Source organism: Actinomycetota bacterium (assembly GCA_030774015.1).
GTDB lineage: Bacteria > Actinomycetota > UBA4738 > UBA4738 > JACQTL01 > JALYLZ01.
Window position 1 is genome coordinate 1 of the sequence record JALYLZ010000136.1, and the last position, 25,021, is coordinate 25,021.

Here is a 25,021-nt window from a genome sequence, read left to right on the forward strand (position 1 = left end):
GTGGGGGGACCGCGGAGGAACGCGGTGCGGAGCCTCAGGGACCGCACGGCGTTCCCGCTCGCGTTCCGGGAGCGGTGGGCCCCGGGCCCCCGCGGCACCGCCGACACGGCCGGGACGTGACGGTTTGGCTTGTGCGAGCGGAGGCGGAGTCGAGGCGAGCGAGCCGAAGGCGAGCGAGACCGAGCGCAGCCGGAGCGAGTTCCCAGGAAACGCGCGGCGTCAGCGGTACCTGACGATGAGCGCGAACTCCTCGGGGTCGAGGCTGGCGCCGCCCACGAGGGCGCCGTCGATCTCCGGATGCGCCATGAAGTCGCGGACGTTGCCGGCCTTCACGCTGCCGCCGTACTGGACCCGCACGCCGTCCGCCAGCGTCCTCGAGTACAGCGAGCCGAGGGTGTCCCGGATCAGCTCGACCACCCGTCCGGCATCGGCGGGCTCGGCGTTGCGTCCCGTCCCGATGGCCCAGATGGGCTCGTAGGCGATCACCACCCGCGCGGCGGCCTCGGAGCTCACTCCGGCCAGGTCCGCCCGGACCTGGCCGACGACCCTCTCCTCGGTCCGGCCGCTGTCGCGCTCCTCCAGCGACTCCCCCACGCACAGGATGGGCGTCATCCCGTGGGCGAACACGGCTTTCACCTTCTTCGCCACCACCTCGTCGGTCTCGCCGAAGAGCTGACGGCGCTCCGAGTGGCCGACGATCACGTACGAGCACTTCACGGCGACCAGCATGGGCGGGCTGACCTCGCCGGTGAACGCGCCCTTGTCCTCGTGGTGGACGTTCTGCGCCCCCAGCCCGTAGGGGAGGCGGTCGCTGTCGATGAGCGTCTGCACCGAGCGAAGCGCCGTGAACGGCGGGCAGATCACCACCTCGACCGCTTCGGCATCCTCGGAGGACAGGAGGTAGGACAGCTTCTGGACGTCCTGGATGGCCTCCAGGTGCGTCTTGTGCATCTTCCAGTTGGCCGCGATGATCGGGCGCCTTGCGGGCATGTCAGCCTCGCTCCAGCACGCGGATGCCGGGAAGCTCCCGGCCCTCCAGGAACTCCAGGGAGGCGCCCCCGCCCGTCGAGAGGTGGCCGAAGGAGGCCTCCAGGCCCAGGCGCTTCACCGCCAGGAGGCTGTCGCCGCCGCCCACCACGGTGAACGCCTTGGCGCCGGCCACGGCACGAGCCACGCCCCGGGTGCCGGCGGAGAACGGCTCCAGCTCGAACACCCCCATCGGACCGTTCCACAGGATGGTCCGGGCGTCGGCCAGGGTCCGGGCGAACTCCTCCACCGTCCGAGGCCCGATGTCCAGGCCGAGCTGATCGCGCGGCATGGCGTCGACCCCCACGGTCTGCCGGGACGCGTCGGCCCTGGCCTCGGGCGCGACCACCACGTCCTCCGGCAGCTGGATCAGCGCGCCTCGCTCGCCGGCCAGCTTGCGGGCCCGCCGGACGTCGTCGAAGCGGTCCGGCTCCACCAGCGACCTCCCCACCTGCACACCGTCCGCGGCCAGGAACGTGAACGCCATGGCCCCGCCGACCAGCAGCGCGTCGACCCGGTCCACCAGCGACGCGATGGCACCGAGCTTGTCCGACACCTTGGCCCCCCCGAGGACGGCCACGTACGGCTCCTCCGGCCCTTCCAGGAGCTTCGACAGCACCTCGACCTCCCGCTGGAGGAGCCGGCCAGCCGCCGAGGGAAGCAGCTCGGCCAGGGCCACCACGGACGCGTGGGCTCGGTGGGCCGCCCCGAAGGCGTCGTCGACGTAGAGGTCGGCCAGGCCGGCCAGCTCCCCGGCGAACCCGGCGTCGTTCTGCTCCTCGCGCGGATCGAAGCGGAGGTTCTCCAGGAGCACGACCTCCCCCGCCTCGACGTGGCCGCACACCGACTGGGCTTCCTCGCCCACCACGTCGCCCACGGCGGCGACCTCGCGCCCGAGCAGCTCGGCCAGGCGGTCCCCCACCGGGGCCAGGCGGAGCTCCTCCTGGACCTGCCCCTTCGGCCGGCCGAGATGCGACGCCAGCACCAGCGACGCGCCGCGGTCCAGGAGCTCGTTCAGGGTGGGCAGCGTGGAGCGGATGCGGAGGTCGTCCGCGACCCGGCCTCCGTCCAGCGGCACGTTGAAGTCGGCCCGGACGAAGACGCGCTTGCCGGCGACGTCCGGCAGGTCGTCGAGGGTCCGGAGCCTCACAGGCGCCCGGCGACCATCGAGACCAGGTCGACCAGCCGGTTGGAGTAGCCCCACTCGTTGTCGTACCAGCCGATGACCTTCACCAGGTTCCCGACGACCATGGTCAGCTCGGAGTCGAAGGTGCAGGAGGCCGAGGTTCCCACGATGTCCGACGACACGATGGGGTCCTCGGTGTACACCAGGATGCCGCGCAGGCGGTCGGTCTCGGACGCCGCCTTGAACGCGGCGTTCAGCTCGTCGACCGTCACGTCGCGGCTCAGCACGCACACCAGGTCGGTGACGGAGCCGTCCGGCACCGGCACTCGCATGGCCTGTCCGTCCATCTTTCCCCTGAGCTGGGGAAGGACCAGCGAGGAGGCCTTGGCCGCTCCGGTCGAGGCGGGGACGATGTTGATGGCGGCGGCCCGGGCCCGCCGGAGGTCCTTGTGGGGCCCGTCGTGGAGGTTCTGGTCGCCGGTGTAGGCGTGCACCGTGGTCATCAGGCCGCGCTCGATCCCGAAGCTCTCGTCCAGCACGTGGGCCAGCGGGACCACGCAGTTGGTGGTGCACGAGGCATTCGAGATGACGTGGTGCGACGTCGGGTCATACTTGTCGTCGTTCACGCCCATGACGATGGTGATGTCCTCGCCCTTGGCCGGGGCGCTGATGACGACCTTCTCCGCTCCGGCCTCGATGTGCTTGCTCGCCTTCTCCCGGTCGGTGAACAGCCCCGTCGACTCCACCACGATCTGGACGCCGAGCTCCTTCCACGGGAGGTTGGCCGGGTCGCGCTCGGACAGGATGCGGAACTCGCGCCCATCGACCGAGATTCCCTCCTCGGTGGCCTTGATCTCCGCGTCCAGGACCCCGAGGACGGAGTCGTACTTCAGCAGGTGGGCGGCGGTCTTCGGGTCCATGATGTCGTTGAAGGCGACGAACTCGAAGTCGGCCCCGCTCTTGCTCGCCGCGCGGAAGAAGTTCCTTCCGATCCGGCCGAATCCGTTGATACCGATCCTCACGCTCACGCCAGCCTCCTCGGTTCGTCGATGCCACCAATCCTACTCACGGCGGCGCATGGGCAGGTGGCCGCCGGTCCACCGAACGGGGTAGCGCTAGCCCGGGATGGGCGGAGTGGTGAGGGAAGGGGTGGGGACGGGGGAGGGCGTCGGCGACGGACTGGACGACGGGCTCGACGTCGGCGAGGGCGAATGCGTCGGGCTGGGCGATGGCTTCGGCGGCTGCGTGGTCGGGTGGGGGGACGGGTTCGGCGGGTTGGTCTGCGGTGGCGGGGGCGGCGCCGGGAGCGTGCTGTTGGCCGGTGCCGGCTGCGTGGTGTGGACGGCCTTCGTGGAGTGCGAGGTGGCCGGCTTGGACGTGGGGTGCTTGATCGGCAACGCGTGGACGCTGGGGGTGGGCGCCGGGCTCGGGGTGACCACGGGCACGACCAGGGGGGGCGCCGTGGGGCTGGCCTGGAGCCCCTGGAGGCCGGTGGGTGCGGGCGTGCCGGAGAGCAGCACCAGCGCGGTCACTCCCCCGCCCAGGACCAGGATCGCGGCCAGGGCCAGCGTGCGGTCCAGCTTCCCCCGGAACAGCGGTCCGCGAGGCCGGGTGGTCCGGGCCTGGAACGGCCCGCGCACCAGGCCGAACATGCGGCTGCTGATGGGCGCGCGAGAGTCGCGGGCGGCCCGCCGGAACTCCCGCCGGAGCCGCGACCTGGCCAGCGACCTCGAGAACCGGCCGGCCGTGGGGGGACGAGGTGCGGAGCGGCGGAGGCGCCGTCTGGCCCTCCACTGGGACAGCGGGGGGGCGCCCCTGGGGGCTCTGGGAGGAGTTCGGAGCTGCACGGGCCCTAGACTACCGTGCCACCGCCAAGGGGTCACTCATGGTCGAGGTCCCGGTGCTCCAGGGACACCGGCAGACCCTGGTCCCGGAAGAACTCCGCGACGGCGTCTGCCACCACGATCGAGCGGTGGCGGCCGCCGGTGCACCCCACGGCGACCGTGAGGTAGGACTTCCCCTCCGCCACGAACCCGGGGACGACGAACTCCAGCAGGGACCGGAGGCGCTTCATGAACTCTCCGTACGACTCCTGCTCGGTCACGTACTTTCGCACCCGGGAGTCCGTCCCCGGCAGGGGGCGGTACTTCGGGATCCAGTACGGGTTGGGCAGGAAGCGGACGTCGAGCACGATGTCGGCGTCCCGGGGGACGCCGTACTTGTAGCCGAAGGACACCACGGAGACCTGGAGGCCCTGCTCCGGCGGGGCCTTGGCGAAGGCGTCGCGGATGCGGTCGCGCAGCTCGTGCGGGGTGAGGCCGGAGGTGTCGACGATGAGGTCGGCTTCCCCCTTCAGTGACTCCATCATCAGCCGCTCCTTGCGGATCCCCTCCACCACCCGGTCCGCCGGGGCCAGCGGGTGGCGGTGGCGGGTCACGGCGTAGCGCTGGAGGAGGTCCTGGTCCGACGCCTCCAGGAACAGGATCCGGTACGGGATGCTCAGCTTCTTGAGGTCCTCGAGGCCCCGGGACAGCTCGTGGAAGAACACGCCGCCGCGGGCGTCGGCCACGATCGCGACCCGCGCCGGCCCCCCGGAGCCCGCCGCCAGCTCGGCCATCTTGCCGATCAGGGCCGGCGGAAGGTTGTCCACCACGAAGTAGCCGATGTCCTCCAGGCACTTGGCGGCCTCGGACCGGCCCGCGCCGGAGAGCCCAGTGATGATGGCGAAGTCCGGGCTGGCTGGCCCCTCCGCCACGGTGGGAGCGGCCGGCGCGGATCGACGGACCTTGGCCCGCGTGGCTCGCTGCGCCTGCTCGCTGGTGGTCCTTGCGGTCATGCGCTCTTCCCTTCCATGGCGCCGGCGACCCCGGCCGCCGCCGGGACCGGCCCGCCCCCCTCCAGGTGCTGGTGGATGGTCCGGGCCATCTCCGGGCCGATCCCCTGCACCCCCTGGATCTCCTCCACCGTGGCCTGCCGCAGCCGGGCCAGGGAGCCGAACCGGCGCAGCAGCGCCCGCTTGCGCGTTGGACCGATCCCCGGCACGTCGTCCAGCGGCGAGGCCAGCGCCCGTCTCGTCCTCTTCGTCCGGTGATACGTCACGGCGAACCGGTGGGCTTCGTCCCGAAGGTGCTGGAGGACGAACAGGGCCTCCGACGAACGCGGGACGTGCAGCGGCTCGGGCTGGCCGGGGACGTAGACCTCCTCCAGGCGCTTGGCCAGGCCGATGACTGGTATGTCCAGGCCGGCCTCGGCCAGCACCCTCGTCGCCACGCCGAGCTGGCCCCTTCCGCCGTCCACGACGATCAGGGCTGGTGGGTAGGCGAACCTTCGGGATCGTGGTCTGGACGCGGTCACCGTGTCGTCGGCGCCGACCTCCGAGACCAGCCTGGCGAACCTTCGGCTCAGCATCTCTTCCATGCTGGCGAAGTCGTCTTGGCCTGGGACGCCCTTGATCTCGAACTTGCGGTAGTCGGACCGCTTCGGCAACCCGTCTTCGAAGACCACCATGGAACCGACCTTGTCGGTGGGACCGAGGTTGGAGATGTCGTATGCCTCGATCCTCAGGGGAGCCTGCTCCAGGCCGAGGGCGTCGCCGAGCTCGGCCAGGGCGCGGGAGCGGGCGCCGAAGTCGGAGGCTCGGCGGAGCTTGTGGCGCATGAAGGCCTCCCGGGCGTTCTGGGAGACGGTCTGCGTCAGGCGGCGCTTGGCGCCCCGGGCGGGAACGGCGATGCGGACGCGGGTGCCTCGTCGCTGCGACAGCCACTCCTCCAGCACGTCGGCGTCGGCGGGCAGCTCGGGGACCAGGATCCGCGGCGGAGCGTCCTCCTGTTCCATATACAGCTCGCGGAGGAAGCTTCTCAGGAGCTCGGAGCGATCCAGGTCCTCGACCTTGTCCACCACCCAGCCCTTGCGGCCCATCACCCGGCCCCGACGCACGAAGAACACCTGGAACGCGGCCTCCAGGTCGTCCTCGTCCAGGCCGATGGCGTCCAGGTCCTCGCGGTGCCCCAGGACCATCTCCTGGCTCTCCATGGCCTTGCGGGCCGCGGCCAGCTGGTCCCGGAGGCGCGCGGCCCGCTCGTACTCGAGCTGCGTCGAGGCTCTGGTCATCTCGCTCTCCAGCCTCGACAGGACCGGGCGATAGGTCCCCCCCAGGAAGTCGGCCAGGGACTCGACCTGTCCGCGATAGCTCTCGTCGGTGACGCCGGTGGCCTCGGGGACGCACGGGCCGGCGCACCGGCCGATGTCGTAGTACAGGCAGGGCCGGTGGGCTCGAGCCCGCTGGTCGAAGAACGCGTTCGAGCAGGTCCGCACGGGGAACACCCGGGTCAGCGCGTCCAGGGTCTCCCGAATGGCGTACGCGTGCCCGTACGGCCCGAAGTAGCGGACCCCCTTGCGCCGGGCTCCCCGCATGACCTGGGCCCGGGGCCACCGCTCCCCCACCGTCAGGGCCAGATACGGGTAGCTCTTGTCGTCGCGGTAGCGGACGTTGAACCGGGGCCGGTTCGACTTGATGAGGCTGTACTCGAGCATCAGGGCGTCCACCTCGCCCCGGGCCACGATCCACTCCACCGAGGCAGCCTGCGCCGTCATGGCCTCGGTGCGGGCGTGCAGCGGCCGGCCCCAGTACGACGCCAGGCGCTTGCGCAGCGACTTGGCCTTGCCGACGTAGAGCACGCGGCCGTCCGGGTCCCGGAACAGGTACGCGCCGGGCTCGTCGGGGATGCTGGAGGGAAGTGGCCGGGGGACGCTCACCAGGCCATTGTAGGTTCCGGGCCGGCCACCACCGGGTTGGAGGCAGACGGCTACTTGACGACCAGCGTGCCGAACATCACCGTCGGGTGGATGTCGCAGCGGAAGTAGTAGTTGCCCGCCTGGAGCCCGGGGACGCTGTACGTCACCGACGCCACCCCCGTGATCACGTCCGTCGCGCTGGTGGCACCGCCGACCCGCGTGGTCGCCGATGCGTTCGAGAAGATCTCCACGTTGTGCATGACCTGTGCGTCCTGGTTGTCGAACAGGATCTTGAACCCCTGGCCTGCGGGCGCCCCGACGCAATCGGTGTCGAACGCGGTGTTCTTGGCGACGAGCTTCAGCGAGGTCCCGCTCTCGGTCGGCTTGCACGCCGTGACGGTGGTGCTGGTCGGACTGGCGGAGCTGGAAGGCGACGGCACCGCGATCAGGCCAAGCGACTCGGGGTACGTCCCGAGCAGGAGGTCCTGGTCCACCGAGTCGTACCAGGCCAGGTTCAGCTTCCCGCGGCTCGACACCTGCGCGTCCGGGAACTCACCGAGCTGGGTCCCCGGCGTGGTGACCGGATGGAAGCTCGTGCCCGACCCGCTGACCAGCTTGACCTCCTTGGCCACCGGGTCGGCCCAGGCCACGTACTCCGTCCCGTTCCTGAGATCGACGGCGACGGACGTCCCCCCGCCCAGGTCGTTCAGGCCGCTGGCCTGGAACTGGCCGACGCTGGTGGCCTGCCAACCCGTCGCGCTGGCCTGCCTGGCCACGAAGACCTGCCCGACCTCGGTCACGAACGACACCACCGGGACCTGGGCGTCGAGCGCCAGGTCCACCCCAAACCCGCCGGAGCTCCCCGGAGTCTGGATCTGCTGGACGTTCCAGGTCCCGAAGACCGAGGTGGCGACCATGATGGCCTTGGTCGCGGGGTCGGTATAGGCGACGACCGGCCCGGTGGACGTCGCGACGATCGCCGTGTGCAGCGGCGGACAGGTCCCGCACCGCCTCACCGTGGCCACGTCCTGGGTGATCCACGTCTTGCCCTGGAGAGTGGCCACCTGCACCGTCAAGCCGACGTAGTAGGCGGCCCACGGCACGCCGTCCTGGTCCACGGCCAGCGACGGCCCCGAGACGTAGCCGTCGACGGCCATCACCGGCTTCGAGAACTGGCCGACGGGCTGGCCGAGCTGCCGGCTCGAGTACCACAGGCCCCGGACCTGGGTCCACACCACGTGCTGGACGTCCTTCGCGTCGATGGCCGTGGCCGTGGTGTCCAGCGTCCCCACCGGGATCTCCACGGCGGGCGACTTCGTGATGTCGGTCTGGACGATGTCGCCGCGCGACCAGATCCCGCCGGCCAGGTCCGCGGTCAGCACGGCCGGGAGGGCCGGCGCGTCGATGGGCCGGGCCGGCGCCACCTCGCCCTCCTTCAGCACGGGGAGCAGCCCGATGTAGGTGAGGTGGGGGTTTCCCTCGGGGTCCAGGGCCAGGGACAGGCCCCGCCCCACGTCGTCCAGGAAGTCGACAGTCTGCGGCAGGAAGGAGACCTTCACTGCCTGGGAGCTCCCACCCTTCGAGCCGCATGCTGCTGCCAGCAGCCCGAGGGCGAGCACGCAGGAAAAGAGCTTCCTCGTCACGGCGGCGCCAATCCTAGCAGTGGTCCCCGATCCGGGCGCCAAGCCGGGACGGCACGCCGGGCCGACCGTCAGGTCGCTCGGGTGGCCCGTCGCCCGATCCGCGTGGCCGTCTTCCCGGCGTCGATCCGAACCTGCCGGAAGTTCCCGCTGAACGGGAACCGGAAGCCCAGAAAGTACAGGTCCGGCGCGCCCGGATGGTCGTCCGGGGCGTGGGCTTTCGGGTACCCGTCGGCCGCCAGCACCCCGAGGCGCCCGACCAGGCCCTCCAGTCCCGGACGGTACCCCGTGGCGGCGACCACGGCGTCCGGCTCGACCGTTCTCCCCCCGGCCAGCCGGACGGACCGGCCGTCGAACCACTCCAAGGCCGGGACGACCACGACGCGACCGGACCGCAGGGCCCGGACGAAGTCCCCCGGGTCGATGATCGGGGCCCGCCGATGCTGGAGGAACCGCGAGTACAGCCCCTGGGTCGGACGGGGCATCCCGAATCGGGTCAGGTCGCCCAGCCGAATCCGGGCGATCGCCCCGATCATGGGATCGACCACGCTGGGAGGAAGCCGGCGGATCATGGACGCGGTCACGTCGGTGGGGACCCCCAGGGTGGACCGGGGGATCACGTGGGTGGGAGTACGGATGGACAGCCACACCGTGCCCGCGCCGCCCTCGGCAAGATCCACGGCGATGTCGGCGGCGGAGTCACCGGCCCCCACCACCAGCACGTCCTGCCCCTGGAACGGCGTCGCGTTTCGGTAGCCGCTCGAGTGCACGATCTGGCCGGGGAACGAATCTCCGCCCGGCCATGCAGGCACGACCGGTTCCCGGGCGTGGCCCGTGGCCAGGATCACGGACCCGGCCGCGACGTCTCTCGTGGAGGTCCGGACGACCCACCGTCCATCGTCCCGATCCACCCGGAGCACGTTCACGCCCAGGGCCGGCTCCAGCCCATGATGCCGTGCGAATCGCTCCAGGTACTTGACCACCTGGTCCCGGCTGGGCCAGCGGTCGTCCGAGCGGGAGAAGGCGTAGCCGGGGAGGCGGGACAGGTGGCGCGAGGTGTTCAGCCGGAGCCGGTCGTAGCGTCCCCGCCACGCCGCACCCACCGCCGAGGCCTCGTCGATCAGCAAGGCGTCGATGCCGGCCATGCGCAGCGCCGCCCCGGCCGCCAGGCCGGCCAGCCCGGCGCCCACGACGACGACAGGAACAGCCGCTGGAAGGCTTGGTCTCGAGGCGGACACCAAGACCGACGTTCCCAGATGCTCAGGCATCGACGGTGACCGGTTGGGGATGGAGCTGCCCCACCCCCAGGACCTCGCCCAGCACCTGTCCGGTGTGCGAACCCGGGTGCTCGGCGACCTTCTCGGGCGGCCCCGCCACCACCACCCGGCCTCCGCCGTCCCCGCCCTCGGGGCCCAGGTCGACGATCCAGTCCGCGGTCTTGATGACGTCGAGGTTGTGCTCGATGACCAGCACGGTGTTCCCGGCGGCCACCAGCCGCTCCAGCACCGACAGGAGCTTGCGGACGTCCTCGAAGTGCAGCCCGGTGGTGGGCTCGTCCAGGATGTAGAACGTGTTCCCGGTGGCGCGCTTCTGGAGCTCCGAGGACAGCTTGACGCGCTGGGCCTCGCCGCCGGAGAGGGTCGGCGCGGGCTGCCCCAGCTTCACGTAGCCGAGCCCCACGTCCGACAGCGTCTGGAGGTGCCGGGCGATGTTCGGGATGTTCCGGAAGAACTCCAGGCCCTCCTCCACGCTCATCTCCAGCACGTCGGAGATGGACCGCCCCTTGTACTTCACCTCCAGGGTCTCCCGGTTGTACCGCTTCCCCTTGCAGACCTCGCACGTGACGTAGACGTCGGGCAGGAAGTGCATCTCGATCTTGATCTGGCCGTCCCCGGCGCAGTTCTCGCACCGGCCGCCCCGGACGTTGAACGAGAACCTTCCCGGGAGGTAGCCGCGGAGCCGGGCCTCCGGAGTTTGCGAGAACAGAGTCCGGACGTGGTCGAACACGCCGGTATACGTGGCCGGGTTCGACCGCGGCGTCCGCCCGATGGGCGACTGGTCGATGTCGATGACCTTGTCGATCAGCTCCCAGCCGATGAGCCGGCGGTGCTTCCCGGGCAGGAGCCGGGACCGGTACACCTTCTGCATCAACGCCCGCAGCAGGACGTCCTGGACCAGCGTGGACTTGCCCGACCCGCTCACGCCGGTCACGCACACGAACAGCCCCAGCGGGATGGCCGCGTTGAGGTTCTTCAGGTTGTGCTCGGCGGCGCCCTCCAGCCGCAGCCACTTCTCCGGCTTGCGGCGGATCTGCGGGGTGGGGATGGACCGCCGGCCGGTCAGGAAGGCGCCGGTCATCGACTCCCGCGACCGCAGGAGGCCCTCGAGGTCGCCCGAGTACACGATCTCGCCGCCCAGCTCGCCGGCTCCCGGGCCGATGTCCACCACGTGGTCGGCGGCGCGGATGGTGGCCTCGTCGTGCTCCACCACGATCAGCGTGTTCCCGAGGTCCCGCAGCCGGATCAGGGTGTCGATCAGCCGGCGGTTGTCGCGCTGGTGCAGCCCGATGGACGGCTCGTCAAGCACGTACAGCACCCCGGTCAGCCCCGAGCCGATCTGGGTGGCCAGCCGGATCCGCTGGGCCTCGCCGCCGGCCAGGCTTCCGGCGGTCCTTTCCAGGGTCAGGTAGTCCAGGCCCACGTCGACCAGGAAGGCCAGCCGGGACCGGATCTCCTTGAGGAGCCGCTCCGCGATCAACTGCTCGCGATCGGTCAGCTCCAGCGACTCGACGAACGCCAGCGTGCCCCGGATGGCCTGTCGGGTCAGCTCCCAGATGTTCAGCCCACCCACGGTCACCGCGAGCGTCTCGGGGCGCAGGCGCGCGCCGTTGCAGGCCCGGCACGGTACCTCGCGCATGTACTGCTCGAGGCGCTCGCGCTGGCTGTCCGAGCCGGCCTCCTGGTGGCGCCGCTCCACGTTCGGCACGATGCCCTCGTACGTGCTCCAGTACGAGCGGACCCGCCCCCACCGGTTGCGGTACTTCACGTAGACCTTCTCGTCGGAGCCGTACAGCACGACCTCGCGGGCCGCCTTCGACAGCTTCCTCCACGGCGTCTTCGTGGAGAACCCGTGGGCCTCGGCCACCGCCTCCAGCAGGCGGTACCAGTAGGAGTCGCGGGTCCGGGTCCCGCCCCACGGCGCCACCGCGCCGTCCTCGATGGTCAGCTCCGGGTCCGGGACCACCAGCTCCGGATCGACCTGGAGGTACGTGCCCAGCCCGTCGCAGGTCTGGCAGGCCCCGTACGGCGAGTTGAAGGAGAAGTTCCGGGGAGCCAGCTCCGGGAACGACAGGCCGTCGTAGGTACAGGCCAGGGACTGGGAGAAGGTGATGACCTCCTCCTTCCCATCGGTCTGCACGGCCACCGCGGCCAGTCCCTCGGCCAGCTGGAGGGCGGTCTCGATGGAGTCGGCCACCCGCCGGCGGATGTCCGGCTTCGCCACCAGCCGGTCCACGATGACCTCGATGGTGTGCTTGTAGTTCCGGGGGAGGCGGATGGACTCGGACAGCTCTCGGACCTCGCCGTCGACGCGGGCCCGGGCGAACCCCTTGCGGGCCAGGTCCGACAGCAGCTTCTCGTACTCGCCCTTGCGGCCCCGGACCACCGGCGCCAGCACCTGGAACCGGGTGCCCTCGGGCAGGGCCAGGACCTGGTCCACGATCTGGTCGGGGGTCTGCCGGCCGATGGGACGCCCGCAGTTCGGGCAGTGCGGGTGGCCGACCCGGGCGTACAGGACCCGCAGGTAGTCGTAGATCTCCGTGATGGTGCCGACCGTGCTTCGCGGGTTCCGCGAGGTGGACTTCTGGTCGATGGAGATGGCCGGCGAGAGGCCCTCGATGAAGTCCACGTCGGGCTTCTCCATCTGCCCCAAGAACTGGCGGGCGTACGCGGAGAGCGACTCCACGTAGCGCCGCTGGCCCTCGGCGTAGATGGTGTCGAAGGCCAGGGACGACTTCCCTGACCCGGACAGGCCCGTGAACACGATCAGCTTGCCCCGGGGAAGGTCGAGCGTGACGTTCTTGAGGTTGTGTTCACGGGCACCGTGAATTACAAGCCTGTCGGTGCCCACGAGGGCATTGTACCGGCGCCGCCAACATCGACTTCCGGCCGTTGACCGGGTCAGCTACCGAGGCGCGTTACCGTTCCGTCGCCGGTGTCGGCCACCCACACGTTCTGCTTGTTGAGACCGACGCAGGCCGCACCGGAGCCACCTGGCGCGGTGGCGGTGACCCGGTTGGTCTTGGGGTCGATCCGGAGCACCGAGCTACTGCTCGTGGTGGTCACCCACACGGAACCCGCGGCCACCGCGATCCCGCCGAGGGTGCCGCCGATCGGGATCGATCCCAGGACCCGGTCCTTCGAGGGGTCGATCCGGGTGACCGAGCCGTCGGGATTGGCCACCCATACCGCGCCCTCGTCCACCGCCAGGGAACAGGCGAGCACCTTGGCGCCCTTCTCGGGCTTCGCCCCCTTCAGTGGGATGACCTTCACCACGCGGTTCTTCTTCGCGTCGATCTGGGCCACCGCGACCCCCGGGTCGGCCACCCACACCGCCGTGCCGGACACGGCCACGGCCCGCGGGGTCAAGCCGGTGATCCGGATCTTCTTGACCACGTGCTTCGACTTCGGATCGATGCGGACGAGCTGGTGCTTGTCGGGGAGGGTCACCCATACCGCGTCGGGAGACGCGGCGACCCCGAACGGAGGTCCGCCCACCCGGATCCGCTCCTGGGCTTTGAAGGGAGCAGGGGTGAACCGCCACACCCACGGCGACCCGGGGCCGACCACCCACACGGCGCCGCCCCCCACCGCCACGGCCGACGGCCGCAGCTTGCCCACCGATCGGTGCTGGGTGGCCTTCCCCTTGGCGGGGGCGATCTTCCAGAGCTTCCCGTCCGGACCGGTCACCCAGACTGCGTTCTCGCCGACGGCCACCGCCACCGGCTTTCCTCCCAGATGGATCCGGGCGCTGGGGATCGTCGGGGTCGGTCCGCCGAAGGCCAGCGCGGTCGAGACGACAAGGGCCACCAGCGCGGCCAGCGCGACGCCCATGCGCACGCGGCCGCTCCGCCAGACCGCGCTCGTACTGGGCCTGGGCTTCCGGGCCGGCTCGGGCGGGGCCGGCAGGGGCTCGGTATCGCCGCCGCTCACCCCTGAGTTCTACCCACCGGCGATCGCCGTGTCGAACACGCGCCGCCTCTATCCACCGACCAGTACGACATGCTCCGCGATGGTCCGGTCCAGGCGGCGGTTCAGCGCGGTGTGGCCATGGAGGCTCACGGCGTACGTGTGGCCTCCCTCCCCCCAGTCCAGGACCACGTGGTGCGAGTGCTGCTCGCTCCCCGGAGGACAAAGGACGAACTGGCCGAGGACGCCCCGGACCACCACGTGCCCGGCCGCCCGCTGGTTCGAGCAGTACCCGCGACGTCCATATCGTCCATTCATCGGATACTCGGCATCGGTCTCCACGATCAGGTGGCCGGTGGCGGGCCGGAACGGCTGCTCCCCGCCTGCGGCGAACCCGACGTACCCCGGCGGCGCCGGAAACGTGCCGTCCAAGAGGAACTCCTGGAACAACCCGCGCTCCAACGTGTACGGCTGGAACGCGTCCGGGGAGCCCGGGACGAGGCCTGGGCAGGCCACGGGGAATCCCAGCCGGCGGGCTGCACGACGGCACGTCGGTTCGAGGTGGGCCGGGACGAGGTACACACCGCCGACTTCGAGCCCTCCGGGGGGCGCGGCCGCCGCCGTGAAGCCGGCCGCTTCGGCCTGCTCCACCGAGGCGAAGCAGTGCAGCGGGTCGGGGGGCAGCCCGTCGATCACCGGGAACCAGGGCGGGTAGAAGGCGCTCCCGGTCGCGAGGACAGTCGCGGTCGCGGGACAGGACACGATCGTGCCGACCCGCACCGGGGCCACACCGCGCACGGGGGTGGTCGACCTCGTCGCACCGCTACCGGCGGACTGGAACCGGGATGGGGAGACCCCGTCGTCCCGGTGCAGCCGACCGTCCCCAGCGCCACGACCACAACGACCGCGATCACCCGCACGTCACCCTCCCTGACTCCCGGCGCCGCCACCGCGTTCCGCTTCCACCGCGTATCCTCCCGCTCTATGGACCGAGACCTGCGCGAGACACCGCTGTACAAGGACATCGAGGAGCACTACCGGAAGCTGCTGGAGCCGGCCTTCGGCCGCATCTCCGGGGCCGCCGGGCTGGCCCCGTCGCCTGACGGCCGCCGGATCGCCTTCACCGGCTCCAAGCTGTCGAAGCTGGAAGGCGTCCCCGGCACGCGGGTATGCGTGGTGGACCTGGAGACCCATGAGCTGGACGAGGTCACCGCGGGGCCGGGGAACGACGCCCGGCCGCAGTGGTCGCCGGATGGGACCAGGTTGGCGTTCCTGTCCGACCGGCAGCAGCGGGGGCGGAACCGGCTGTACCTCCTGGACGCCGGCCGGGTGGGCGAGGCCCGCCCCGGCCCCGACGTCGACGGCACCATCGAGTACGCGGCTTGGTCCCCCGACAGCGCGTGGATCCTGCTCGGGGTGGCTCCGATGGAAGCGGACAAGGCTGGGGCGGAAGGCTCGGGGACCAAGGACTCCGAGGCCGACGCCCCGTCGTGGCTGCCCGAGGTGGAGCGGAGCGACGGAGCGGGCGAGTGGCGCCGGCTGTTCCTCTACGAGCTGGCCACGGGCAACGTGCGGCAGGTCTCCCGCGAGGGGCTCACCGTGTGGGAGGCAGCATGGTGCGGGCCGGCGCGGATCGCGGCGGTCGTGTCCGAAGCCCCGGGCGAGGATGCCTGGTACGAATCCGTCCTGGCCCTGATCGACGCCGGCACCGGTGAGGACCGCGTCCTGTACCGGACCGGAACCATCCTTCGTCAGGTCGGGGTCCCCTCCGCGAATCCGTCGGGCTCGCGCCTGGCCGTTCTCCAGGCGCTGTGCAGCGACCGCGGGATCGTGGCTGGGGACCTGCTCCTGATCGACCCGGACTCTGGCCATGCCAGCCCGGTCGAGGCGCACGGCGTGGACGTCAGCCACGTGGCCTGGCGGGACGACGACCACCTGCTGTGGATCGGCGTCCGGGGCCTGGACACGGTGGCCGGCGAGCAGGACGCCTCCACTGGCTCGTCCGTCGAGCTGTGGGCCAGCGAGGAGACCAGCGGGTACTGGCATCCGGACGCCGCTCCCCTCGCGGATGGTTCCTTCGCGCTGGTGCTGGAGAGCCACGAACGGCCGCCCGAGATCGCCGTGGTCCGGGACGGCAAGGCGGACACGGTGGTCTCGTTCGCCCACGACGGCACCCGGTACGCGCAGGAGGTGGGCGGCCGCCTGGAGCGGGTGAATTGGAAGGCGCGCGACGGCATCGACCTGGAAGGGTTCGTGCTGCTGCCCCCGGGCGCGGGGCCGCATCCACTGGTCGTCAATGTCCACGGGGGGCCGATCGCCTCCTACCGGAACCGGTGGGTCGCCGGATGGACCCCGCACGTGCTGGTGAGCCGGGGGTACGCCGTCTTCCTGCCGAACCCGCGAGGCTCCACCGGGCGGGGCCAGGAGTTCGCCGAGCACGTCGTCGGCGACATGGGCGGCAAGGACGCGGACGACGTCCTCTCCGGGATCGACGCGCTGGTGGAACGCGGCATCGCGGCCCCCGACCGCCTCGGCGTCATGGGCGGGAGCTACGGCGGCTTCATGACGGCGTGGCTGGTCACACAGACGGACCGGTTCGCCGCCGCCGTGTCGATCTCACCGGTGACCGACTGGTACAGCCAGCACTTCAACAGCAACATCGGCCCGTGGGACTCCGCGTTCCTGGACGGCGACCCGGCCTCCCCCGGAGGTCCGTACTTCGAGCGGAGCCCGGTCTTCCTTGCGGCCAAGGCCCGCACGCCGGTCCTGGTGACCGCCGGGGTACGCGACCGGTGCACCCCGCCCGGCCAGGCCGTCGAGTTCTATCGGGCCCTACGGGCGAACGGCGTGGAGACCGAGGTGGTCCTGTATCCCGAGGAGGGCCACGGCGTTCGCCAGATGCCCGCCCTGTTCGATTTCGTCACTCGAACCGTGGCGTGGTTCGAGCGCCACATGCCGGCGTCTGGAGGCGAGGCGACCCCGTGACGGACTCCGGCTCCGTCAAGGACCTCGCGGCCTATCGCGACGAGTTCCCCGTCCTGGAGCGCAAGGCGTATCTGATCAGCGCGTCGCTGGGGCCGGTGTCGAGGCGGGCCCAGCGCTACCTCCAGGAATACATGGACGCGTGGGCCACGGAGGGCGCTCCCGATCCCGTGTGGATGGAGCACATCTTCCCTCGGATGGGCGCCCTGAAGCGGACCTTCGCCGCCTTGATCGGGGCCGACCCCGCCGAGCTCGCCATCACCACGAACGTGTCCATGGCGCTTTCCACCATCGCATCCTGCCTCGAGTTCACCACGGGCCGGCGCAAGCTGGTGCTTTCGGAGCTCGACTTCCCCACCGACGGCCACGTGTGGCTGGCCCAGCAGCGCCGGGGCGCCGAGGTGGTGTGGCTGCCGTCGCCGGACGGGCTGACCGTGCCGCTGGAGTCCTACGCGGAGGCCATCGACGAGGAGACCGCCGCCGTGTGCATCAACCGCGTGCTGTACCGGTCCTCGACCCTGGTCGACGCGAAGGAGATCTGCCGGATGGCCCGGGAGGCCGGCGCCTGGTCCGTGGTGGACGACTTCCACGGCGCGGGGATCATCCCCGTCGACGTGCACGACCTTGGGTGCGACTTCTACACCACCGGCGTGCTGAAGTGGCTGCTGGGAGGACCGGGGGTGACGTTCCTGTACGCGCGCAAGGAGCTCCTGCCGGAGCTCCAGCCGTCCATCACCGGCTGGATGGCGCAGCGGGAGCCGTTCATGTTCGACGCCAAGCACCTCGACTACCACCCCAGCGCCCGGAAGCTGGAGACGGGCACCCCGCCCGCCCCGATCACGTTCATCGCCCAGGGGGGCCTGGACATCATCTCCGAGGTGACCCCGGAGCGGATCCGCCCCCGGATCGGGGAGCTGACCGACTACGTGATCGCGGGCGCCGACGAGATGCGCCTGCCGATCCGCACGCTCCGCGACCGGAACGGCCGCGGGGGGCTGGTCAACATCGGCGTGGGTACCGACGCCGAGAAGGTGTGCCACGCCCTGCTCGAGCGGGACGTGTGCACGGACTACCGGGGCGACGGCATCCGGGTCTCGCCGCACTTCTTCACCCTGGAATCCGACGTCGACCGCCTGTTCGAAGGGCTCCGCGAGATCCTGTAGCGCCCGGCGTTACGCGGGGGCGTGCGCCCCAGGAGCGACATACGGGGCCGTCGCGCAGGGAGGCGTGCTACCGCTGGAACACGACCCGGCCGGCCCGCATCACCAGCCGCAGCTCTTCCAGGGCCTCGAGGTCCTCGAACGGGTTCCTGGCCACGGCGATGATGTCAGCGGGGGCATCCTCCTCCAGCGGGGCCCGCATCATGGCCTCGAGGATTGCGTCGGCCCGCAGGCCGGCGTCGAACAGCATCAGGATCTCCCGGACGTCGATTCCCGGTGGTACCGGTCCGTTCCCGAGGTCGGTTCCATACAGCACCCTGCCGCCCGCGTTGGCGAAGCGCCACAGGTTGTCCTGGGCCCGCCGGAGCTCCGGCGTGTCCACCCCGAACGAATGGATGTCGAGCGTCGACACCACTCGCATGGACCGAGCCATTCCTTCCACCACGCCGTCGGAGATGCGCTCGGTCCACGGGCTATGCGCGATCTCGTCCAGGCCCGCGCCGAGAGCCCGCTCGGCCTGGCCGGCACCCTGCACGTGGGCCGACACGGGCAGGTCGCGGGCGTGGGCGGCGTCCACGATGGCCACGAGCTCCTCGTCGGACGGCGTGGGACCTGCCTCCGAGTTCAGGGACACCTTGATGTGCCCGGCGCCGCGAGCGGCCAGCCGGTGCACCGCCGCGGTCGCCTCCTCCACCCCTCGCACCTCCAGGCCGGTCCCGGGGGGCGCCCATTCCGACCGGGTGGGATAGCCGGCCGGCGCCGTCAGCATCGGACCCGCCGCCCGGATCAGCGGGCCGTTGAAGGAAGGTCCCTCCGAAGCGTCGGCGAGGGGAAAGATCTCGTCCGGCGGCCAGGCCATGTCCCGGACCGCGGTGACGCCGCCCAGCAGGACCGCTCCGGCATCGGACATGGCGATGTGGACGTGGCGATCGGCAACGGCCGGAAGCAGAAACCCGTCGACCAGCACGGTGAGGTCGGTTCCGGGAGCGTCGCGGCCGGGGCCCGCGTAGGAGATCCGGTCGCCCTCCACCACGACCGAGATGTTCTCCACCAGCCGGCCCGGACCCAGCCAGCCCAACGGTGCGCGGATGGAGAGGTCACCCATAGTCAGGAAGGCCGGGCGTCAAGGACCACGACGACTGGGTGGGCCTTGAAACTCCCTCCGGTTGCCCCCTCGTCCTGCAGCTGAGCCTCCAACCCGATCGAGTAAGTGCGCCCGCGGGCTGGTAGATGTGCGATGAACGTCGCGGACGCCGTGGTGGTGGTCCCATCTGAGTTCACCAGGAACTGATGGGGATACACTCGAGTCGTCACGTTTTCGTGCGGAAGCACCAGCGCGCGTACGACACCAGCATCGGGTAGCGAGGTCGTGTACTGAAACGTCAGCGTATAGGTCACTTGGATGGACTTCACCGACTCCGGAGTGGACAGGTCGAACAGGATCTCATCCTGGATGTCGCACTCCTCGGTCGTGTCGCAGCCGACGTTGATGCTCGAATGACGCTGGATGTGGATCACGGTAGGGCCGGATCCCGGCCTGGGCTGTTGTCCCCCTGATGCCGCAGCAGGAGCCTGCGATCCCGTCAGGACATTCCCAGCCAGGACGGCGACAATCGCGAGAATCGACCAGTGCTTCATCAAACCCCTCCGGGTCGGTGGTCTCGGACTCTACCCGGACGGCCCCCAAGATCGGGCTGATTCCCGAGCTCGACTGCTCATCGCACCCCGGCCCGCCGCATGGAGTCCAGCTCTTGCCGGAGGTCCTTGACCTCGTCGCGGATCCGCGCCGCGTACTCGAACCGGAGGTCCTTCGCGGCCTGGTGCATCTCCTCCTCCAGGGTCTGGATCAATCGCTCCAGCTCCTCGGTGGGCATCTCCGGGTGCTCGCGGCGGCGGCGGCGGCGGTCCGGCGTGGTCGACCTGCCGCCCCCCACCACGTCTGCCTGCATGGACAGCAGGATGTCGGTGACCTCCTTGCGGATCGACTGCGGGTCGATGCCGTGCTCGACGTTGAACTCCATCTGGATCTTCCGGCGGCGCTGGGTCTCGCTGATGGCCCGTTTCATGGAATCCGTGACCTCGTCCGCGTACATGATCACCTTGCCCGCCACGTTCCTGGCGGCGCGGCCGATGGTCTGGATCAGCGACGTCTCGCTCCGCAGGAACCCCTCCTTGTCGGCGTCCAGGATCGACACCAGCGAGACCTCCGGCAGGTCCAAGCCCTCCCGGAGCAGGTTGATGCCGACCAGGACGTCGAACTCCCCCAGCCGGAGGTCCCGCAGGATCTCGATCCGCTGGATGGTGTCGATCTCCGAGTGCAGGTACCGGACCCGGATCCCCATCTCGATCAGGTAGTCGGTGAGGTCCTCGGCCATCTTCTTGGTCAGCGTCGTCACCAGGACCCGCTCGTTTCGCTCGGCCCGCCGGCGTATCTCCTCGATGAGGTCGTCGACCTGCCCCTTCGTGGGGCGGACCTCGACCTCGGGGTCGATCAGCCCGGTGGGCCGCACGATCTGCTCGACCACCTGCTTCGACACCCGCAGCTCGTACGGGCTCGGCGTCGCCGACATGTACACGACCTGGTTCACGCGGTCCGTGAACTCGTCGAACTGGAGCGGACGGTTGTCCATGGCGCTCGGCAGCCGGAACCCGAAGTCGACCAGCGTGCGCTTCCGTGACATGTCGCCCTCGTACATCCCGTGGAGCTGGGGAACCGTCACGTGCGACTCGTCGATCACGCACAGCCAGTCCTCGGGGAAGTAGTCGAGCAAGGTGTAGGGCGCGGTCCCCGGGCCGCGGCCGTCGATGTGCCGGGAGTAGTTCTCGATCCCGGAGCAGAACCCCATCTCGCGCATCATCTCCAGGTCGTAGTTGGTCCGCATGCGCAGGCGCTGGGCCTCCAGCAGCTTGCCCTCCGATTCCAGCTGGGCAAGTCGCTCCCGGAGCTCCACCTCGATGCCGCGGATGGCCCGCTCCATGCGCGCGCCGCCGGCCACGTAGTGCGTGGCGGGATAGACCGTGACCTCGTCCAGCTCCTCGATCAACTCGCCGGTGACGGGATCGATGCGGATGATCCGCTCCACCTCGTCGCCCCACAGCTCGATGTGCAGGATGGTCTCCTCGTAGGCGGGGTGGACCTCGATGGTGTCGCCGCGCACCCGGAACCGGCCCCGGGCCAGGCTCACGTTGTTGCGCTCGTACTGGATGTCCACCAGACGCCGGATGGCCCAATCGAGGTTCAGGGGCACGCCCTTGTGGACGCGCAGGATCGTCCCCATGTATTCCTCGGGCGAGCCCAGGCCGTAGATGCACGACACGCTGGCCACGATCAGGACGTCCTTGCGCATCAGCAGCGCGCTGGTGGCGGAGTGCCGCAGCCGGTCGATCTCGTCGTTGACCGACGAGTCCTTCTCGATGTACGTGTCGGTCTGGGGAACGTACGCCTCGGGCTGGTAGTAGTCGTAGTAGCTGACGAAGTACTCCACGGCGTTGTTCGGGAAGAAGCGCCGGAACTCGTTGGCCAGCTGCGCCGCCAGCGACTTGTTGGGGCTGATCACCAGGGTCGGCTTCTGGACCCGCTCGACCACGTGGGCGATGGTGAACGTCTTCCCGCTTCCCGTGATCCCGAGGAGGGTCTGGCGGTCGTCCCCGCGCAGCACACCCTCAGCCAGCCGGTCGATGGCCTGAGGCTGGTCCCCGGTGGGCTCGAAATCGCTGACGACCTTGAAGGGGGGCATACCCAACCGATTGTACGGGCCACGTGTGACACCTCCGGGTCGTCTTCCCAGTCCGAACTGTCGCGACGTCCCAAAAGAGGGGCCACCCGGCTGCCCTACGTGATACCCTACATCACGCCATGAAGAAGACCAGCCTGTATCTGAACGACGCGGAAGTCGAGCGTCTTCGTCGTCTGGCTCGCCTGGAGCACACGTCGCAGGCCGAGATCGTGCGCCGAGCCATTGCTCGGTACGTGCCCGACGGCCCCGCCGACCGAAACTTCGCACTGTTCAACAGTGGCGAGGGAGACGGACGGTCAGTCGCCGACATCTCAGATGATGAGCTCTTCGAGGGATTCGGTTCGTGACGTTGATCCTCGACTCGGGACCGCTCGTCGCGGCGGCCGATCGGCGCGATCCCGCTCGCGCCGCTGCTCAGAATGCCCTCCTCCACGAACGGGGTCCGTTCGTGCTTCCGGCGCCCATCAGCGCCGAGGTCGATTACCTCGTTGGCAAGAAACTGGGCAGGGCTGCCCGCCTAGGGTTCGTTGACGACCTGGCAACCGGAAGGTTCCTGGTGGACTGTCTCGAACCCGATGATTACGCCGCCCTGGCCGGGCTCGAGCGACAATACGCCGACCTCGATCCGGGGCTCGCCGATCTGTCGATCGTGGTCCTGGCCAGGCGGTTCGGGACGCGGCGCATTCTGACCTTCGACGAGCGACATTTCCGGGCCATCCGGCCGCTCCAGGGAGGCTCGTTCACCCTGCTGCCGGCGGACGCGAAGCCGTAGCTGGACCGCTACAGCCGCCCCGCTTCGATGATGCGCTGGAGGAACTGCTGCGTGCGCGGGTTCTCCGGCCGGCTGAAGATCTGGTCCGGCGGGCCCTCCTCCAGGATCACGCCGCCGTCCAGGAAGCACACCCGGTTGGCGATGTCGCGGGCGAATCCCATCTCGTGGGTGGCGATGACCATGGTCATGCCGGAGGCGGCCAGCTCGCGGATCACGTTCAGGACCTCGGCGATGAGCTCCGGGTCGAGTGCGCTCGTGACCTCGTCGAACAGCATGATGTCGGGCTTCATGGCCAGGGCCCGCACGATGGCCACGCGCTGCTGCTGGCCGCCCGACAACCGGTCGGGGTATTCGTCCTTCTTGTCCGCCAGGCCGAAGCGGGCCAGGAGCTTCTGCGCGTCCTCCCGGGCCGCTCGGCGCGGCGTGCCGAGCGCTTCCACCGGCCCGAGCATCACGTTGCGCAGCACGCTCATGTGCGGGAACAGGTTGAAGGACTGGAACACGATGCCGATGTGCCGCCGGATCCGGTTCACGTCGACCCCCCGGGCGGTGATGTCCTCTCCGTGGACCTGGATGCGGCCGGCATCCAGCGGCTCCAGCAGGTTCACGCACCGAAGCAGCGTGGACTTTCCCGAACCCGACGCACCGATCAGGCACACCACCTCATGCTCGGCGACCGACAGGTCGATGCCTCGCAGCACCTCCAGCTTCCCGAACGACTTGCGGACGCCCTCCAGGCTCAGCGCGACGCCGTTCACGGTCACGCGACGCCCCCGGCCTGCCGCCGGGCTCGCTGCCGCACCAGCAGCCAGTCCACGAACCGCGTCATCGGGATCGTGATCGCAAGGAACAGGATCGCGGCACACACGACGGGGGTGAAGTTGAAGTCGGCGCTCTGGTCGATCTGCGCCTGCTTGAACGCCTCGGGCACCGCGATGACCAGGGACAGGAGTGCCGTGTCCTTCTGGAGCCCGATGAAGTCGTTCAGCAACGGAGGGACCACCCGCCGGACCGCCTGGGGGATGACCACGAACCGGAGGGTCTTCCACCGCGATAGGCCGAGTGCGCGTGCCGCCGCGACCTGGCTGGGGTGCACCGACTCGATGCCGGCCCGGTACACCTCCGCGACGTAGGCCGAGTACGCCAGGATGAGGGCCACCACACCCCAGAACGTGGCGGATCTCGGCAACCCGCTCAGCGCCAGCGAGGGCATCCCGAACCCCAGCAGGTAGATCACGAGGATGACCGGGAGCCCCCGGAAGAGGTCCGTGTACACGATCGCGAGGAGGCGCAGCGGGAAGAACACCGCGCCGGACAGGCTCCGCATGACCGCGAGCAGCAGCGCGAAAGCCAGGATGAAGACCTCGGCGATGAGGAAGTACTCAATGTTGCGGACGAACTTCTTCGCGATCTCGGGGAACGTGTCCTTGAACTCCTGGCCGTTGAAGAAGGCCTGCTTGACAGCCGGCCAGTTCGCGGAGTGCCCGACCACCCACACGAGAGCGAACACCACCACGACCGTGCTGACGAGCGCGATGGCGACACCCTTCGCTCCCTCCTGGCGCAGCGTGTCCCCGAACAAGCGGGAGCGCCGGCTCCCTTCCGAAGGGCCGGCGCTCTCGATGATCGGCTCGACGTCGAACGGGTTCCCGGAGCTCACGCTGGGCGCAGGCTCCTACTGCTTGAGCACGGGAACGTCGCCGACGTTCGTCTTCTGCGACAGCCACTCGGTCTGGAGCTTCTCCAGCGTCCCGTCCGCCTTCATCTCGGCGAGGGCCAGGTTCACGCAGGGCACCAGGTCGCTCCCCTTCTGGAACGCCATGGCGACGTGGTCGGTGGTCCCGCCGGCTGGGTTCGGGAACTGCCCCACCACGACGCTGTTCTTGATCTCCTGCACGTACGGGTCGGCGATGTACAGCGCGGTGGGAAGGTCCACCACCATCCCGTCGATCTGGTGCGCGTTCAGCGCGGCCACCGTGTCGGAGAGCGTGGTGTAGGCGCCCGGCTCCTTGTTCGGTTGGATGACGTCGGTGATGTAGGTGTACGCGGTGGTGCCGATGGGCGCTGCCAGGGTGAATCCCTTGAGGTCCGCGATGCTGGTCGCCTTCGTGACTGGCGTGTCCTTGATGGCCACCAGCGCCTGGTTCACGTCGTAGTAGCTGTCGCTGAAGTCGACGGCGTCGGCCCGCTTCTTCGTGTACGAGATCTGCTCGATGGCGAAGTCGTAGTTCTTGGGGCCGGGCGCGTACGTCTGGTTGAACGGCGCGACGACCCAGTTCACCTGGTCCTGGCTGAAGCCCATGCGCTTCGCGACCTCATAGGCCACGGCACTCTCCAGGCCCTTGCCGTTGTTGGGGTCGTCCACCTTCCACATCGAGCCCTTGGCGGAGCCCCCCGAGAACCATGGCGGATACGCGGGGTTGTCTGTACCCACGGTCAGCTGACCGGTGTTCGTGAACGTCGCCGTCTTCGCGCAGTCGGCGGCTGTGGCAGTCGTCGGAGACGCTGTCGCGCCCGTGGGGCCGGTCGTTCCGGTGGTTCCGGTTGGCCCCTGCACGCCGGTGGTCGTGCTGGACTTCCCGCACGCTGACAGAACCAGGCCGAACACGGCGACGGTGATAAGGATCCTGCGCATCGTTGCTTCCTCCCCATGGCTTC

Annotated in this window: 21 protein-coding genes; 4 read left to right on the top strand and 17 right to left on the bottom strand. The window is 70.0% G+C overall.

Features of this window, described 5'->3' with window-relative positions:
- Positions 1-219 precede the first annotated feature (219 nt).
- The 11 genes from tpiA to M3Q23_13820 form a co-directional block, all read right to left on the bottom strand.
- Positions 220-990: a triose-phosphate isomerase gene (gene tpiA / locus M3Q23_13770; protein MDP9343126.1), complete on the bottom strand. Its 771-nt coding sequence runs from the start codon at positions 988-990 to the stop codon at positions 220-222.
- Position 991: 1 nt separating this feature from the next.
- Positions 992-2,176 (bottom strand): phosphoglycerate kinase, encoded by a 1,185-nt coding sequence (locus tag M3Q23_13775; GenBank protein ID MDP9343127.1) that lies wholly within the window; start codon positions 2,174-2,176, stop codon positions 992-994.
- Positions 2,173-3,180: a type I glyceraldehyde-3-phosphate dehydrogenase gene (gene gap / locus M3Q23_13780; protein ID MDP9343128.1), complete on the bottom strand. Its 1,008-nt coding sequence runs from the start codon at positions 3,178-3,180 to the stop codon at positions 2,173-2,175. Before gap ends, M3Q23_13775 begins: the two co-directional genes overlap by 4 nt.
- Before the next feature lie 87 nt (positions 3,181-3,267).
- On the bottom strand, positions 3,268-3,804 hold the full coding sequence (locus M3Q23_13785) for a hypothetical protein (protein MDP9343129.1): 537 nt from the start codon (positions 3,802-3,804) through the stop codon (positions 3,268-3,270).
- A 227-nt stretch (positions 3,805-4,031) separates the two neighbouring features.
- Positions 4,032-4,988: an RNase adapter RapZ gene (gene rapZ / locus M3Q23_13790; protein ID MDP9343130.1), complete on the bottom strand. Its 957-nt coding sequence runs from the start codon at positions 4,986-4,988 to the stop codon at positions 4,032-4,034.
- Complete coding sequence (gene uvrC, locus M3Q23_13795) at positions 4,985-6,907, bottom strand: excinuclease ABC subunit UvrC (protein MDP9343131.1); 1,923 nt, start codon at positions 6,905-6,907, stop codon at positions 4,985-4,987. The genes rapZ and uvrC overlap by 4 nt, the downstream gene beginning before the upstream one ends.
- A 50-nt stretch (positions 6,908-6,957) precedes the next feature.
- Entirely contained in the window at positions 6,958-8,529 is a 1,572-nt protein-coding gene (locus M3Q23_13800; GenBank protein ID MDP9343132.1) for a cupredoxin domain-containing protein, read from the bottom strand.
- A 68-nt stretch (positions 8,530-8,597) separates the two neighbouring features.
- On the bottom strand, positions 8,598-9,716 hold the full coding sequence (locus M3Q23_13805; GenBank protein ID MDP9343133.1) for an NAD(P)/FAD-dependent oxidoreductase: 1,119 nt from the start codon (positions 9,714-9,716) through the stop codon (positions 8,598-8,600).
- A gap of 70 nt (positions 9,717-9,786) precedes the next feature.
- The gene (gene uvrA, locus M3Q23_13810; protein ID MDP9343134.1) at positions 9,787-12,654 is read right to left on the bottom strand and encodes an excinuclease ABC subunit UvrA; all 2,868 of its coding nucleotides are present in this window, start codon (positions 12,652-12,654) and stop codon (positions 9,787-9,789) included.
- 50 nt (positions 12,655-12,704) lie between these two features.
- Complete coding sequence (locus M3Q23_13815) at positions 12,705-13,736, bottom strand: hypothetical protein (protein MDP9343135.1); 1,032 nt, start codon at positions 13,734-13,736, stop codon at positions 12,705-12,707.
- 48 nt (positions 13,737-13,784) lie between these two features.
- The gene (locus tag M3Q23_13820; protein ID MDP9343136.1) at positions 13,785-14,492 is read right to left on the bottom strand and encodes a hypothetical protein; all 708 of its coding nucleotides are present in this window, start codon (positions 14,490-14,492) and stop codon (positions 13,785-13,787) included.
- 204 nt (positions 14,493-14,696) lie between these two features.
- Between M3Q23_13820 and M3Q23_13825 the strand changes: the two genes are divergently transcribed.
- Both M3Q23_13825 and M3Q23_13830 read left to right on the top strand, forming a co-directional pair.
- Complete coding sequence (locus M3Q23_13825; protein MDP9343137.1) at positions 14,697-16,697, top strand: S9 family peptidase; 2,001 nt, start codon at positions 14,697-14,699, stop codon at positions 16,695-16,697.
- The gene (locus M3Q23_13830; protein ID MDP9343138.1) at positions 16,694-17,857 is read left to right on the top strand and encodes an aminotransferase class V-fold PLP-dependent enzyme; all 1,164 of its coding nucleotides are present in this window, start codon (positions 16,694-16,696) and stop codon (positions 17,855-17,857) included. Before M3Q23_13825 ends, M3Q23_13830 begins: the two co-directional genes overlap by 4 nt.
- Before the next feature lie 67 nt (positions 17,858-17,924).
- Here the strand turns inward: M3Q23_13830 and M3Q23_13835 are convergent, their stop codons facing one another.
- From M3Q23_13835 to uvrB, 3 genes are all read right to left on the bottom strand, one after another.
- Positions 17,925-18,959 (bottom strand): amidohydrolase family protein, encoded by a 1,035-nt coding sequence (locus M3Q23_13835; GenBank protein MDP9343139.1) that lies wholly within the window; start codon positions 18,957-18,959, stop codon positions 17,925-17,927.
- A gap of 2 nt (positions 18,960-18,961) precedes the next feature.
- Positions 18,962-19,372 carry a hypothetical protein gene (locus M3Q23_13840; GenBank protein MDP9343140.1) on the bottom strand — a complete coding sequence of 137 codons (411 nt, stop codon included), beginning with the start codon at positions 19,370-19,372 and terminating at the stop codon, positions 18,962-18,964.
- Between the two features lie 197 nt (positions 19,373-19,569).
- Positions 19,570-21,591, bottom strand: coding sequence for an excinuclease ABC subunit UvrB (uvrB, locus tag M3Q23_13845; GenBank protein MDP9343141.1), 2,022 nt, complete (start codon positions 21,589-21,591; stop codon positions 19,570-19,572).
- Between the two features lie 119 nt (positions 21,592-21,710).
- On the opposite strand from uvrB, the gene M3Q23_13850 reads away from it, so the two are divergent.
- Complete coding sequence (locus M3Q23_13850) at positions 21,711-21,938, top strand: ribbon-helix-helix domain-containing protein (GenBank protein ID MDP9343142.1); 228 nt, start codon at positions 21,711-21,713, stop codon at positions 21,936-21,938.
- Positions 21,935-22,363, top strand: coding sequence for a PIN domain-containing protein (locus M3Q23_13855; GenBank protein MDP9343143.1), 429 nt, complete (start codon positions 21,935-21,937; stop codon positions 22,361-22,363). The genes M3Q23_13850 and M3Q23_13855 overlap by 4 nt, the downstream gene beginning before the upstream one ends.
- A gap of 8 nt (positions 22,364-22,371) precedes the next feature.
- Here the strand turns inward: M3Q23_13855 and M3Q23_13860 are convergent, their stop codons facing one another.
- Genes M3Q23_13860 through M3Q23_13870 form a run of 3 tightly spaced genes read right to left on the bottom strand, consistent with a single transcriptional unit; the run spans position 22,372 to position 24,998 of the window.
- Positions 22,372-23,121 carry an amino acid ABC transporter ATP-binding protein gene (locus tag M3Q23_13860; GenBank protein MDP9343144.1) on the bottom strand — a complete coding sequence of 250 codons (750 nt, stop codon included), beginning with the start codon at positions 23,119-23,121 and terminating at the stop codon, positions 22,372-22,374.
- 2 nt (positions 23,122-23,123) lie between these two features.
- Positions 23,124-24,023, bottom strand: coding sequence for an amino acid ABC transporter permease (locus M3Q23_13865; GenBank protein MDP9343145.1), 900 nt, complete (start codon positions 24,021-24,023; stop codon positions 23,124-23,126).
- Between the two features lie 15 nt (positions 24,024-24,038).
- Positions 24,039-24,998: an ABC transporter substrate-binding protein gene (locus M3Q23_13870; protein ID MDP9343146.1), complete on the bottom strand. Its 960-nt coding sequence runs from the start codon at positions 24,996-24,998 to the stop codon at positions 24,039-24,041.
- Positions 24,999-25,021 lie beyond the last annotated feature (23 nt).